This window comes from Polaromonas sp. (assembly GCF_035638815.1).
Classification (GTDB): Bacteria; Pseudomonadota; Gammaproteobacteria; order Burkholderiales; family Burkholderiaceae_C; genus Polaromonas.
Map to the genome: position 1 here is coordinate 1 of NZ_DASQZG010000010.1, position 14084 is coordinate 14084.

Below are 14084 nucleotides of genomic sequence, written 5' to 3' on the forward strand. Positions count from 1 at the left end.
GCCACCTTGGGGATGGGACGCTTGTGGCTCGGCTTCTGCGTTTTGATGGGGGTGGATCGGGGAGATATGCTCATATTTGGGATTGTCCCCCAAGCCATTGTAAAATCTGGGAGTTTTGCGTTAAGTTGGCAGCCCGTTGGGTTTTGAACGGCTTAGGCAGGTGCAGATTTGCCAAAATTTGCCAGATCCACTTTAGAGACAACTATTAAACCCCCGATATGAAGCCAGTTTCCACCTCGTTGATAACTTATTTGTTCGCCGCACTTCTTGCTGTCCCTGCGATGTCGCAAGCGGCGGGCGAGGCAGCTCCAGCCAATGTCGCAAAACCCGACACGGTCAAAGGTGCAAAGACTTTCGAGGCGGTGTGTGTTGCCTGCCATGGTGTGGGAGGTAATTCAGCTATTGCCGCCAACCCCAAGCTGTCTCAACAGCATCCGGAATATCTGGTCAAGCAGCTGCAGGAATACAAGTCCGGCAAGCGTAAAAATCCCGTCATGCAGGGTATTGCCGCAACCCTGTCTGATGACGACATGAAAAACGTTTCGTTCTGGCTGGCGACGAACAAAATCAAGCCTGGATTTGCCAAAGACAAGGCGCTGGTGACCTTGGGCGAAAGCATTTATCGTGGCGGCATTTCGGACCGTCAGGTGCCTGCCTGCGCCGGTTGCCATAACCCCACCGGTGCTGGAAATCCTGCGCAGTACCCCCGCCTTGGTGGCCAGCATGCCGAGTACACCGCCGGTCAATTGACCGCCTTTCGCGACGGTGGCCGTAACAACAACCTGTTGATGAATCAGGTCGCCGCCAAGCTTAACGACCGCGAAATCCGCGCGGTTGCCGACTATATTGCCGGTTTGCGTTGAACCCAAGCCGGAATAAACACTCCATACCAGGGCAGGTCTTTTTTAAAGGCCTGCCCTTTTTATTGCAGTTCATTTTGGTCACCACCATTCTCGCATGACAGTTTCCACCCATGGTCTCCGGCTCAGGTCCGGCTCGCACGCGCTTCGCTCGGTGGTGGAGTTGCTGTCGTCGATGCGGTTTTCCATCTCGCTGCTCACGGTCATCTGTATTGCGGCGGTGATCGGGACGGTACTCAAACAGCAGGAACCGCTTAACAACTACGTCAACCAGTTTGGCCCGTTCTGGGCTCAGGTGTTTGGTGCGGTCAATCTGTACACGGTGTACAGCGCGTGGTGGTTCATGCTGATTCTGGCCTTTCTGGTGATTTCCACTTCGCTCTGTATTGCCCGCAGCACGCCAAAAATCCTTGCGGAGTTGAATCAGGTCAAGGAGAACATCCGCGAACAAAGCCTGAAGGCCTTCGCACATCACACCGGCGGCGCGCTTGGCGAGGCGCCTGAAGCCGCGGCCCGGCGCATAGGGCAGACGCTGGTGCAGGGCGGCTGGAAGGTCAAGCTCCAGCAGCGGACCACCCCGGCAGGGACAGGCTGGATGGTGGCAGCCAAGGCGGGTGCTGCCAACAAGCTGGGCTATATCGCTGCGCACAGCGCCATCGTGCTGGTTTGCGTGGGCGGTCTGCTGGACGGCGACCTCATCGTGCGCGCCCAGATGTGGCTCAACAACAAAACGATTTATGCCGGCGGTGGGCTGATTGCCGATGTGCCCGCCCAGCACCGCCTGAACGAGCGCAACCCGACCTTCCGTGCCAACCTGCTGGTGGCCGAGGGCACGCAGTCCAGCACCGCCATCCTGAACCAGCCCGGCGGTGTGTTGCTGCAGGATTTGCCATTTGCGGTTGAACTGAAAAAATTCATTGTTGAGTACTACTCAACCGGCATGCCCAAGCTGTTTGCCAGTGAAATTGTCATTCACGACAAGGAGACTGGCGAGAAGATTCCGGCTCGGGTGGAGGTTAATCATCCAGCCCGGCACAAGGGCATAGAGATTTATCAGTCCAGTTTTGACGACGGCGGATCGAGCGTCACGCTCAAGGCCGTGCCGATGGCCGTTGGTGCGCAGGGGTCAAGCAAGTCGTTCGAGATTCAGGGAACGATTGGCGGCTCCAGCAGCTTGACTAACGGGCAGGGCGCAGCGGCCGAAAAGATGACGCTGGAATACACCGCGTTGCGTGTGATCAACGTCGAAAATTTCAGCGAAGTCGGCAAGCTGGGTGCCGGAACCGGTGTGGACGTGCGCAAGGTGGATTTGCGCAATGCCATTGACTCGCGGATGGGTGCGGCCAATAAAACCAAAGAGAAAAAAGAGTTGCGTAACGTCGGCCCCAGCGTGACCTACAAGTTGCGCGACGCGGCCGGCCAGGCGCGGGAGTTCCACAACTACATGTTGCCGGTCAAGATGGACATGGCCGAGAGTAGCCCTGCGCTGTTCCTGCTGGGCGTTCGCGAAAATCCGGCCGACCCGTTTCAGTACCTGCGTATCCCTGCGGACGAGGCAGGTAGCATGGAAGGTTTCCTGCGCATGAGGCGGGCGCTGGCGGACCCGGCGCAGCGCGACAAGGCAGTTCAGCGTTATGTACGTCAGGCTATCGCTGCCGATCGGCCCGACCTTGCGCAGCAACTGGCGGCCTCTGCGTCGCGGGCGCTGGCCTTGTTTGCGGGCCCGGATGGGGCATCTCCAGTTGCGCCGGGCAAGTCGCTCGCGGGGCTGCAGGCCATTTCTGACTTCATGGAAGCCAATGTGCCAGCCGGTGAGCGTGACCGTGCTGGCGAAGTGCTGGTGCGCATCCTGAACGGCGTATTGTTTGAGTTGGCCCAACTCACGCGTGAGCAGAGTGGTCTCAAGCCGCTGCCGCTGGACGAAAAAACCCAGGCCTTCATGGCGCAGGCCGTGTTGTCACTGAGCGATGCCCACTACTACCCGGCGCCCATGGCGTTTGAACTCAAAGACTTCACGCAACTGCAGGCCAGTGTGTTCCAGGTTGCGAGAACACCCGGAAAAAATATTGTGTATCTCGGCTGCGCCCTGCTGATTCTGGGCATCTTCGCGATGCTCTACGTACGTGAGCGACGCCTGTGGATCTGGCTGGCACCTACGGGCGAAACCGGTTCAGAATCAACCGTGAACAGCCAGGCCACCATGGCCATGTCGACCAACCGCCAGACCATGGACGGCGGCAAGGAATTTGAAATGCTGAAAACAAAACTTTTACAGGTGCCCGCATGAACACCACAACCTTAAGCTCACGTACCACGGACGCGTCCACCATCAACCTGCAGCAAGGGTATTTTGCAAAGCGCAACGCTCTGGATTGGGTTTTTGCGCTGGTGGTGCTGGTTGGCGGCGTGTATGCCTTTGTGCAGTACAGCGCTTTCATGGACGTCTACGAAAAAGGCATCTTGCTTGGCACCATTCCTGCCACCATCGCCATGGGCTGGTTCTGGCGGCCACTACGGGTCCTGATGCTGCTGGTGGCAGGTTTCTCGTTGCTGGGTATTGCCAGCTACCAGGGTGATCTGGCGCGGGCCGAAACCGTCTTCTGGCTCAAGTATTTCCTGTCCAGCCAGTCAGCCATCCTGTGGATGAGCATGCTGTTTTTCATGAGCACGGTGTTTTACTGGCTTGGCATGTTCGGCAGGGGGCAAAGCGACACGCTGGAGTCCCTTGGTTCCAAAATCGCGTGGGTTGCAGTAGGCATGGCGTTGATCGGCACCATGGTGCGCTGGTATGAAAGCTATTTGATTGGTCCTGATGTCGGCCACATCCCCGTCAGCAACCTGTACGAAGTGTTCGTGCTGTTTTGCTGGATGACGGCGGCTTTTTATCTTTACTTTGAAGAACAGTACAACACCCGCGCCATGGGTGCCTTTGTGATGCTGGTGGTCAGTGCTGCGGTGGGATTTTTGCTCTGGTACACCGTGGTGCGCGAGGCGCATGAAATTCAGCCTTTGGTACCTGCGTTGAAGAGCTGGTGGATGAAGCTGCACGTACCGGCCAACTTCATTGGTTACGGCATGTTCTCGCTGGCAGCCATGGTCTCACTGGCTTATTTGATCAAGCAGCAGGCGGCCGAGACGCGCTGGTACAAACTGACGCCGCTTTGGATGCTTGGTGTGGTGTTGTGTTTTGTGCCCATCGTTTTCCGCAAGTCACCAGCGGATGTCGGCGGTGGCAACTACTGGGCTGGATATCTGCTGGTCTCCGGACTGATCGCTGCGGGCATCCTGCTCGGGCGCAAGCGCATTGCTGCCCGGCTTCCTGCATCAGAAGTTCTCGACGACGTGATGTACAAGGCGATTGCCGTCGGCTTTGCCTTTTTCACTATTGCCACAGTGCTGGGCGCTCTATGGGCTGCAGAGGCCTGGGGCGGCTACTGGAGCTGGGACCCCAAAGAAACCTGGGCCCTGATTGTCTGGCTCAATTACGCGGCCTGGCTGCACATGCGGCTCATGAAGGGCCTGCGCGGTACGGTGGCGGCATGGTGGGCGCTGGTGGGCCTGGCGGTCACGACCTTTGCCTTTTTGGGCGTCAATATGTTCCTGTCCGGCCTGCATAGTTACGGAACGCTTTAGCGCAGCTTGAATCCTTGTAAGAAGTCGCTGCGTATAAAGACTAAGCTTCATCACTGATCCGAATTTACAAGGGCTCCTCATGCTGATCAAAACCGACAACAGCGGCTTCATTCACCCGATCTCCAGCGAGATCACGTCCCAAGGTGTTTATCAAAACCGCCGCGAGCTCATGAAGCTCATGGCCACGGGAGTTGCGGGTGCAGCCGTCGCAGGCTGGGCCGGCCGGGAAGCCCTGGCTCAAGGCTTGACCAGGCCCGGCAAGTTGGCTGCGCTGCCGGGCGCAAAGTCGGGTGTTGCGGGCGCGGTCACCATGGAGAAAATCACGGACTACAAGGACGTGACCACCTACAACAATTTCTACGAGTTCGGCACAGACAAGGCTGACCCGGCCAAAAACGCCCACACATTGATCACCAAGCCATGGACGGTGGCAGTGGAAGGTTTGGTCAAACAACCCAAAACTTATGCCATCGAAGACTTGATCAAACTCAGCGCGCAGGAAGAACGCATCTACCGCTTGCGCTGTGTGGAAGGCTGGTCGATGGTGATTCCCTGGGTGGGTTATTCGATGGCTGAATTGATCAAAAAGGTGGAGCCCCTGGGCAACGCCAAATACGTAGAGTTCATCACCCAGGCTGATCCCAAGACCATGCCTTTCGTTGGTTCGCGTGTGCTTGAGTGGCCTTATGTTGAGGCGCTGCGCATGGATGAAGCCATGAACCCCTTGACCTTGCTGACCTTCGGCATGTATGGCGAAGTTTTGCCCAACCAGAGTGGCGCCCCCGTGCGTCTGGTGGTGCCATGGAAATACGGGTTCAAAAGCGGCAAAAGCATTGTCAAGATTCGCTTCACCGACAAAGAGCCTCGCACCGCGTGGAACAAGGCGGCTGCCAACGAATACGGCTTTTATTCCAACGTCAACCCTGAGGTGGACCACCCACGCTGGAGCCAGGCGACCGAGCGGCGCATTGGCGAAGACGGACTGTTTGCGAAAAAGCGCAAAACCCTGATGTTCAACGGGTATGAGGCGCAAGTCGGACAGCTGTACGCTGGCATGGACCTGAAGAAGAACTTCTGATGAGTATGGCCCCCACGCTTGTCACTACGTGTACTGCGCTGCCCCCCGAGGGGGCGCTGCGCCTGCGGCCCGGCAAAGCCGGTTCCGCGACCCCGGCTGGTAAAGAAAGGGGCACACAGCCCGGCGGCGTATGAGTGCCGCTTTCAACAAGGTGCTGATGCACCCCCTAGCCAAACCCGTGTTGTTTGTGCTGGCGCTCCTGCCCTTTGCATGGTTGTTCTACGGGGCTCTCACCAACAACCTCGGCGCCAATCCAGCCGAATACCTGATTCGTGCGTGCGGAGACTGGACCCTGCGTTTTCTGTGTCTGACCTTGGCCATCACCCCGCTTCGCGTCTTGACCGGCGTGTCTGCGCTGGCCCGCTTCCGGCGCATGCTGGGGCTGTTTGTCTATTTCTACGTTGTGCTGCACCTGCTGAGTTACAGCTGGTTTGACATGAGCTTTGACCTGGGCGATATCGTGAAAGACATTATCAAGCGGCCGTTCATCCTGGTGGGGTTTGCAGGCTTCCTGTTGCTCACACCGCTGGCTTTGACATCGTTTAATCTCGCTGTCAAAGCCATGGGCGCCAAACGCTGGCAAATGTTGCACAAGCTGGTCTACGTGATTGCAGGCTTGGGCTTGCTGCACTTTTTCTGGATGCGGTCAGGCAAGAACGACTTTGCAGAAGTGGCGATCTACGCCGTCATTCTGGCTGTGCTGCTGGGCTGGCGTGTCGTCGAAGTTTTAAAGAAAAAGAGGCGTTTGCCCTTGTCTTTCGGGCGCTAGTTGCTATTTAATTTATAGCACTTAGCAGACAAGCTTTTCCGCCCTCATCTGGTCCGCCGCTGTCTCGCGCTCGCGAATCAAGTGGACCTTCGCACCATCGACCAACAACTCGGCGGCCCGGCCCCGGGTGTTGTAGTTACTGGCCATGCTCATACAGTAGGCGCCTGCGGACAAAACGGCAAGATGGTCGCCGGCGCTTACCGCAAGCCTCCGGTCGCGGCCAATCCAGTCGCCGCTTTCACACACAGGACCCACCACGTCGCAGAGCAACTCCGGAACGTCGCCCCGTGGCGCGAGCGGTACGATGGCATGAAAGGCCTGGTACATGGCCGGGCGCGGCAGGTCATTCATTGCCGCGTCGATGATGCAGAAGTTTTTCTGTTCGCCCGGCTTGAGATACAACACCTCGGTCAGGCACACCCCAGCATTGCCAACCAGCGAACGGCCGGGCTCGATCATCAATTTGCGGTTGCCATAACCGCGCGCATCCAGTTTGGCCAGCAGCTCAAGCCACAGCGCATCCGCAGCTGGCGGGGCGTCCTGGTTGTAGTTGATGCCAAGACCACCGCCGAAATCGATGTGCTCGATGGCAATGCCCGCAGATTCGATGTCAGTTACGAGGTCGAGGATGCGGTCCATGGCGTCCAGGTATGGGGTGGTCTCGGTAATCTGTGAACCGATGTGGCAGTCAATGCCGACGACCCGCAATCCCTTCAGCGAAGCCGCATGCCGGTAAATGCGCAGTGCGTCTTCATGTGCTACGCCGAACTTGTTGCCCTGCAGGCCTGTAGAAATATAGGGATGCGTTTTGGGATCCACGTTGGGGTTGACGCGTATGCTCACCGGCGCAACAAGACCCATAACCAGCGCGACATCAGACAGCACGTCCAGTTCGGCTTCACTTTCCACATTGAAGCAACCGATGCCTGCTGCAAGTGCTTGCCGCATCTCGGCGCGGGTTTTGCCAACGCCTGAAAAAATGACCTTGCGCATGTCCCCGCCTACGGCCTGCACCCTTTCAAGTTCTCCACCTGAAACGATGTCAAAACCACAGCCGGCTTGCGCAAACACCTGCAAGACACCAAGCGAAGAGTTGGCCTTCATGGCGTAGCAGATTTGCGCGTTACGCCCGGCAAAACCGGCCTGATACGCGGCCAGTGCCGCCAGCATGGCAGCCCTGGAGTACACAAAGAGCGGTGTGCCGTACTGCCTGGCCAGGTCCCCCAGGCTGGCGTCTTCCAGGTGGAGCGCCTCGTTACGGTAGGAAATGTGTGGAGCGCCCGGCAAACCGTTTAGAGCTTCATTTTTGGTCAGCATGGTGCTCATCGGGGAAAGGAGGTAGAAGGGGCGGCTGGAGGAGGTGTCGGGAGATCACTTGCGATTGAAGCGGAAGAGGGGTTGACTGGTTTTGGCACAGGTTGACCATCTGCGGACGCCTTGGGTGGAGGCGGTAGAAAGAGGGGGCCGCGTTGACCGCAAGCACTCAGGCATGCAGCCACTCCCAGGGCCACCGCGAGCGTGGAAAGGCCATTCCAGCGGGATAAGGAGCCGGCCCGGCCTAAAATTTGAGAGTGAATGTTGAATCGTGCAAACATGAATGGGATTGTAATGACCGACCTCGAGTATCAGGACCGCGCCGAAGCCGCACTATCAGCCATTGAAGCCGCGTGCGACCGCATCAACGATGAAACCGATGCCGACGTCGACAACCAGAGAACGGGTGGCATGATCACCATGAGTTTTGCCAACCGCAGCCAGATCATCATCAATCTGCAAAAACCCTTGCAGGAAATTTGGATGGCCGCCAGAGCGGGCGGCTTTCACTATAAATTTGTGCATGGCCAATGGCTCAACACCAAGGACAGCAGCGAACTTTTCGCGTCTCTGTCCCGTTGCGCAAGCGCGCAGGCTGAGCAGCCCCTGCTGTTTAACTCGCCTAATTCTTGAAAAGGTCCAGAATCCGGTTTCGCTCTTCGCTGGGCGGCGGAGTTTGAATGGCCGTCCCTGGCGGCAATGCAGGGTCAGAAGGTGAATTTTCGGGGCCGCCGGCGGCAGGCCTGTCCCCCAGGCCCACACTGCTCACACCCGAGCCCCGAGCGTATTCGGTGTAAAACCACTCGCCACCCATGTTGACAATGCCCTCAGGAATTGAATACTCCGAGACCGGCACACCCTTGAGGGCGTAGTCCATAAAGTTGATCCAGACCGGCAGGCTCAAGCCACCGCCTGTTTCCCGGTCACCCAATGACTTGGGCGAGTCATACCCCATCCAGACGACAGCGGTCAGCGTGGGTTGGTACCCCGCAAACCAGGTGTCAATCGAATCGTTGGTGGTCCCGGTTTTTCCGTAAAGATCTGTCCGCTTCAGGGTGGTCTGTGCTTTGGCAGCAGTTCCGCTGCGCGTGACCTCCTGCAACAGGCTGGACATGATGAAGGCATTGCGCGCGTCCACGCTGCGAACCGATTCATCCACAACAGGCGCCGGAGTTTCAATGACAACCTTGCCTTTTTGGTCTGTGATTTTGGTGATCAGGTACGGATTGACGCGGTACCCGCCATTGGCAAACACCGAGAACCCGATGGCCATTTGCAGCGGGGTCACCGCGCCGGCACCGAGAGCCATCGTCAAATAAGCGGGGTGTTTTTCAGCGTCAAAGCCAAATCGCGTGACCCACTCCTGTGCGTTTTTGGCGCCCACGGCCTGCAAGACCCGGATGGAGATCATGTTTTTCGACTTGGCAAGACCGCGGCGCAGATTCATGGGGCCATCGAATTTGCCGTCGTAGTTTTTGGGCTCCCAGGGTTGTCCGCCGGTGACGCCGGCATCAAAAAAGAGCGGCGCGTCGTTGACAACGGTGGCGGGGGTGAAGCCCTTTTCAAGTGCGGCTGAATAGATGAAGGGTTTGAAGCTGGAGCCAGGCTGGCGCCAGGCCTGGGTGACGTGGTTGAACTTGTTTTTCTCGTAGTCAAACCCGCCGACCAGCGCCCGCACTGCCCCGCTGCGGGGGTCCAGAGCCACAAAAGCTCCTTCGACCTCCGGCAATTGTGTGATCTCCCAGGTGTCCTTGGGTGTCCTTGTCACCCTTATGAGGGCGCCGCGCCGGATTCTGATATTGGGCGCGGCTTTTTCGGACAGGCCGGATTGCGCTGGCTTGAGGCCATCACCGGTGATCTCAATGGTTTCACTGTTCTGGCGAATCGCCACGATTTTCTTGGGCGTGGCTTCCAGGACGACCGCTGACATCACATCGTCGTTGTCGGGATTGTCGGCCAGCGCGTCATCAATGGCTTCCTCGACTTCCTGTGGGTCTTTCGACAGCTCAATGAATTTTTCAGGACCCCGGTAGATCTGGCGTCTCTCGTAGTCCATGATGCCTTTGCGCAGCGCCCTGTAGGCGACTTGTTGGTCGGCAGCACGGAGCGTGGTGAATACATTGAGGCCACGTGTGTAGGTCTCATCACCATATTGGCTGAAAACCAGTTGACGCACCGTTTCTGCTACAAATTCAGCATGGACGCGACCAGCGTCCGGACCGGATTTGACCCGCAGCTGTTCCTCTTTGGCTGTTTTGGCCTGCTCTGCCGTGATGAACCCGTTGTCTTCCATGCGCTCGATGATGTAGAGCTGTCGCGCCTTGGCGCGTTTGGGATTGCTCACGGGGTTGTACGCAGACGGGGCCTTGGGCAGGCCCGCCAACATGGCAGCCTCAGCGATGGTGACGTCCTTCAGTGGTTTGCCGAAGTAGGCTTCTGAAGCAGCAGCAAACCCATAAGCACGTTGTCCCAGGAAGATCTGGTTCATGTAGATCTCAAGAATCTGGTCTTTGCTGAGCAGGTGCTCCAGTTTGAAGGTCAGAAGGACCTCGTAGATTTTTCGGGTGTAGCTTTTTTCGGCCGATAGATAAACATTGCGCGCCACCTGCATGGTGATGGTTGACGCGCCCTGGCGCTTTGCCTGGCCCATGTTGGCCAGCGCCGCGCGCAGCACGCCGATGTAGTCAACACCACCGTGTGAGAAAAAGCGCGCGTCTTCAATAGCCAACACGGCATCTATCATTACTTTGGGAATTTCCCGTATCGGGGTCAGGTTACGACGCTCTTCCCCGAATTCGCCGATCAACACCGAGTCTGCTGAATAAATACGCAAGGGCAATTTGGGGCGATAGTCCAGGAGGTCGGACACGTCCGGGAGGTTGGGATAGGCAACCGCCAGCGCGACAGCCACAGTCATCACGATACAAAGGAAGCCGGCAAGCATCAGGCCCAGGCCCCATGCCAGGATCTTGAGGGTGACGGGCAGCCACGGCATGCGGCGGGTAAGCGAGGAGGCGGCGTTCGAGGCGGGATTGGACGGCATGGAGTTCATCGTAAGTTCGCGCCGGCGTTATGGAAACTGCCAAAAGCGAAAGACTGGCCAGATGGCTTAAATAACCATATTTTGCAGTTTATGGTGGGTCAGCGCCTGCTTATTGAGTTGGCGGCGCAACCCAAAGCGTCTGCTTTTGGCAACGGTGATGATATGCCAAAACCGAAAAATCCTTTGTTACACAACGATCTTACTGATAGCATTCAAGTGATTTCTTAAGTTTGCAGGGCTACACATTAGCCGTCGTCTGGGGACTGTCTTGATCTCTTTGGGATCCTTAATTAACCGTCAATCACCCGCTTTGCTGGGTTTGGACATCAGTTCGTCCAGTGTGAAACTGGTTGAGCTGAGCCGTGACAAGGCGGGAAATCTGGTTCTGGACTGCTGCGCCATTGAGCCACTGGAGCGGGGCTGGATCACTGACGGAAACGTCGAAAAGTTTGACGAAGTCGCCGAGGCTGTGCGTCGCCTCGTCAAAAAAAGCGGAACACGCACCAAAAACGTGGCCATGGCCTTACCCGCCTCTGCTGTCATCACCAAAAAAATCATACTCCCCGGCGGTTTGTCCGAGCAGGAGCTCGAAATTCAGGTCGAGGCTGAGGCCAATCAGTACATACCGTTCTCCCTGGACGAAGTCAGCCTGGACTTCTGTGTGGTCGGCCCCAGCGCCAGCTCAGCTGGTGACGTCGAAGTGTTGATCGCCGCGTCCCGCAAGGAAAAGGTGAACGACAGGCAGGGGCTGGCCGAGGCGGCCGGGCTGAAACCAGTGGTGGTCGATGTGGAGTCATACGCTTCCCGTCTCGCTACTTCCCGGTTGATTGAGCACTTACCTGAAAAGGGCCTGGATACGATGGTGGCCCTGTTTGAAGTGGGTGCGCTCACCACCAGCATGCAGGTCATCAAAAATGACGAAGTGCTCTATGAGCGGGACCAGGCCTTTGGGGGCGCGCAGTTGACCCAGTTGATCGTCCGCCAGTATGGCTTTTCGCCAGAAGAGGCTGAGAGCAAAAAGCGCAGTGGAGATTTGCCTGACGACTACGAAGCCAGCGTTCTGAAGCCCTTTGTGGACAGCATGGCGCAGGAAATTGGCCGTGCGTTGCAGTTCTTCTTTACCAGCACGCCGCATAACAAGGTTGACCACGTGATGCTTGCAGGCGGCTCATCCGCGCTTCCCGGTCTAACCGACGCTGTCACGCAGCAAACCTCGTTTGCCTGTATGGTTGCCAATCCCTTTGAGGGCATGACCCTGGGAAGCAATATCAGGGAGAAAAAACTCAAGCGCGAGGCGTCTTCCTATTTGACATCCTGCGGCCTGGCCTTGCGGAGGTTTTTCCAGTGATTCTGGTCAATCTACTTCCCCACCGTGAGGCGGCGCGCAAGGCGCGGCGCGAGGCGTTTTTTGTCTCTCTTGCCATTGCAGCCCTGATTGGCGGCCTGATCTGCGGTGCGGTGTATTCCTGGTACCAAACCCAGATTTCGGCGCAACAAGGAAAAAACACCTTTCTCAAAACTGAAATCACGCGTCTTGAAAATCAAATCAAGGAAATTGCCGGTTTGCAGCAGGAGATCACGGCTTTGCGCGCCAGGCAAACAGCGGTCGAGGATTTACAGGGCAATCGCAATCTGCCGGTCTATCTTCTTGATGAACTTGTCAAGCAGCTACCTGACGGTGTCTATGTGACCAGCATGAAGCATGAGAACCAGTCGGTGTTTCTGACTGGCGTGGCCCAATCCAATGAGCGGGTTTCTGAATTGCTGCGTAATTTGGGCAACAACAGCAGGTGGTTGACGAAGCCAGAGCTGATTGAAATCACGGCCAAAACCGTAGCGCTGAATGCGCGCGATCAGCGGCGGGTTGCAAATTTCACCATGAGGGTTGCTTTGCAGCGCGCAACCGACGTGCAAAAGGCGGACTCGTCGATGCGCTCCGGGGCACACGCTACACAAGGAGTCGGTAAGCCCGTGCCGATCGGCCCCGTTCCCGCCGCGACGGGAACCGGCCCCGCGCCCACGTCTTCCGCACCAGCCAGCGCCGGATCTGCCAAGCTCTGAAACAGGTTCGAATATGGCAAACACTCCTAAAGTAAAAATTGATTTTTCGGCGCTCAAGGACGGGTTCAAGGCGCAATTCGTCGGACTGAATCCCAACGACCCGCCCTCGTGGCCAGCATTACCTCGCTATGTGTTGTGTGTGTTCGTGACGGTTGCGGTGGTTGCTGCCCTGTGGTTCTCCTGGTTAAGTTCCTCCGATGAGGAGCTTCAGGCGGAGCAGGCTAAAGAAGTGCAGTTACGTGAGGATTTCAAGAAAAAACTTGCGCAGGCTGTGAACTTGGAGCCCTTAAAAAAACAGCGTGAGCAGGTTCAACAGTATGTAACCCAGTTGGAAAAACAATTGCCGAGCAAGGCTGAAATGGCCGCCTTGCTTTCTGATATCAATCAAGCCGGACTTGGGCGTAGCCTCCAATTTGAGCTCTTTCGCCCGGGTCAGGTGAGCGTAAAGGAATATTATGCAGAGTTGCCTATTGCGATCAAAGTCACGGGCCGCTACCACGACATAGGCGCTTTTGCTGCTGATATCGCCAACCTTTCCCGTATTGTGACCTTGAACAATCTGGTTATTGCTCCTGTGAAGGATGGCACGATGACCATGGAGACGACGGCGAAGACATTCCGTTATCTGGATCCGGAAGAAGTGATATTGCAGCGCAAGGCGGCCCCGACCGATAAGGGGGCGAAAAAATGAGCTCGATACGGCAAAAAATGGAATTCCGCTTGCTCATCCCGGCAGTTTTGGTTTGCATGTTGGTGGGGTGCGGGTCATCGGATCAGGATGAGCTGCAGCAATGGATGACTGAGCAGCGCGCAATGAGCAAACCAAAGGTAGATCCATTGCCCGAACCGACAAAATTTTCCCCACAACCGTACACGCAGGAAGCCGCGCTCGAACCCTTCAGCCCCCAGAAACTTGCGCAAGCGTTGAACCGTGAATCGAATAAGGCGACCGCCAATGCAGCGTTGATCGCCCCTGAATTGGCGCGGCGCAAAGAGCCTCTTGAGGCACAACCGCTCGATGCGGTTGCCATGGTGGGCAGCCTCATCAAGATGGGCCAACCGGTAGCGTTGGTACGCGTTGACAATTTGCTATACCAGGTGCGGGTGGGCAACTATCTCGGTCAGAACTACGGCCGTATCACCAAAGTTACAGAAACAGAGGTGGTTTTGCGCGAAATTGTGCAAGACGCCGCGGGCGAGTGGATCGAGCGACCCGCCGCAATACAGCTACAAGAGGGGTCAAAATGATCAAGAATTCAGAAGCGGCATACGCAGGAACGTCCCGCGTCGCCTTGGCGGCGCGCATTTCGTCCGGGATGGCGGTCG

General features: G+C 57.0%; 13 protein-coding genes. 10 read left to right on the plus strand and 3 right to left on the minus strand.

Translation table 11 applies throughout. The features are described 5' to 3' along the window. Nucleotides 1–218 precede the first annotated feature (218 nt). The 5 genes from VE934_RS04995 (at nt 219) to VE934_RS05015 (ending at nt 6340) form a co-directional block, all read left to right on the plus strand. Nucleotides 219–863: a c-type cytochrome gene (locus tag VE934_RS04995; RefSeq protein ID WP_324884949.1), complete on the plus strand. Its 645-nt coding sequence runs from the start codon at nt 219–221 to the stop codon at nt 861–863. 94 nt (nt 864–957) lie between these two features. Next, the gene (locus VE934_RS05000; protein WP_324884951.1) at nt 958–3147 is read left to right on the plus strand and encodes a cytochrome c biogenesis protein ResB; all 2190 of its coding nucleotides are present in this window, start codon (nt 958–960) and stop codon (nt 3145–3147) included. Then, nucleotides 3144–4493, plus strand: a complete 1350-nt coding sequence (gene ccsB / locus VE934_RS05005) for a c-type cytochrome biogenesis protein CcsB (protein WP_324884953.1) — start codon at nt 3144–3146, stop codon at nt 4491–4493. The genes VE934_RS05000 and ccsB overlap by 4 nt, the downstream gene beginning before the upstream one ends. A 79-nt stretch (nt 4494–4572) precedes the next feature. Beyond that, nucleotides 4573–5571 (plus strand): protein-methionine-sulfoxide reductase catalytic subunit MsrP, encoded by a 999-nt coding sequence (gene msrP, locus VE934_RS05010; protein ID WP_324884955.1) that lies wholly within the window; start codon nt 4573–4575, stop codon nt 5569–5571. A gap of 130 nt (nt 5572–5701) precedes the next feature. Continuing rightward, the gene (locus VE934_RS05015; RefSeq protein WP_324884957.1) at nt 5702–6340 is read left to right on the plus strand and encodes a protein-methionine-sulfoxide reductase heme-binding subunit MsrQ; all 639 of its coding nucleotides are present in this window, start codon (nt 5702–5704) and stop codon (nt 6338–6340) included. A gap of 21 nt (nt 6341–6361) precedes the next feature. On the opposite strand, the gene lysA is transcribed toward VE934_RS05015, so the two are convergent. Together lysA and lptM are read right to left on the minus strand one after the other, a co-directional pair. Next, nucleotides 6362–7657, minus strand: a complete 1296-nt coding sequence (gene lysA, locus VE934_RS05020; protein ID WP_324884959.1) for a diaminopimelate decarboxylase — start codon at nt 7655–7657, stop codon at nt 6362–6364. 5 nt (nt 7658–7662) lie between these two features. Then, nucleotides 7663–7935 (minus strand): LPS translocon maturation chaperone LptM, encoded by a 273-nt coding sequence (gene lptM / locus VE934_RS18165; RefSeq protein WP_414693813.1) that lies wholly within the window; start codon nt 7933–7935, stop codon nt 7663–7665. A gap of 13 nt (nt 7936–7948) precedes the next feature. On the opposite strand from lptM, the gene cyaY reads away from it, so the two are divergent. Next, on the plus strand, nt 7949–8287 hold the full coding sequence (cyaY, locus tag VE934_RS05025) for an iron donor protein CyaY (RefSeq protein ID WP_324884961.1): 339 nt from the start codon (nt 7949–7951) through the stop codon (nt 8285–8287). Here the strand turns inward: cyaY and VE934_RS05030 are convergent. Then, complete coding sequence (locus VE934_RS05030) at nt 8277–10697, minus strand: penicillin-binding protein 1A (protein WP_414693814.1); 2421 nt, start codon at nt 10695–10697, stop codon at nt 8277–8279. The genes cyaY and VE934_RS05030 overlap by 11 nt on opposite strands. Before the next feature lie 268 nt (nt 10698–10965). On the opposite strand from VE934_RS05030, the gene VE934_RS05035 reads away from it, so the two are divergent. The 4 genes from VE934_RS05035 to VE934_RS05050 are packed head-to-tail and all read left to right on the plus strand — an operon-like array spanning nt 10966 to nt 14006. After that, the gene (locus VE934_RS05035) at nt 10966–12045 is read left to right on the plus strand and encodes a pilus assembly protein PilM (RefSeq protein WP_324884963.1); all 1080 of its coding nucleotides are present in this window, start codon (nt 10966–10968) and stop codon (nt 12043–12045) included. After that, nucleotides 12042–12758 (plus strand): PilN domain-containing protein, encoded by a 717-nt coding sequence (locus tag VE934_RS05040; protein ID WP_324884965.1) that lies wholly within the window; start codon nt 12042–12044, stop codon nt 12756–12758. The genes VE934_RS05035 and VE934_RS05040 overlap by 4 nt, the downstream gene beginning before the upstream one ends. 13 nt (nt 12759–12771) lie before the next feature. Continuing rightward, nucleotides 12772–13449 carry a type 4a pilus biogenesis protein PilO gene (locus tag VE934_RS05045; protein WP_324884967.1) on the plus strand — a complete coding sequence of 226 codons (678 nt, stop codon included), beginning with the start codon at nt 12772–12774 and terminating at the stop codon, nt 13447–13449. 17 nt (nt 13450–13466) lie between these two features. After that, a complete protein-coding gene (locus VE934_RS05050; RefSeq protein WP_324885273.1) occupies nt 13467–14006 on the plus strand; it encodes a pilus assembly protein PilP in 540 nt (179 codons plus the stop codon). Nucleotides 14007–14084: the final 78 nt, after the last annotated feature.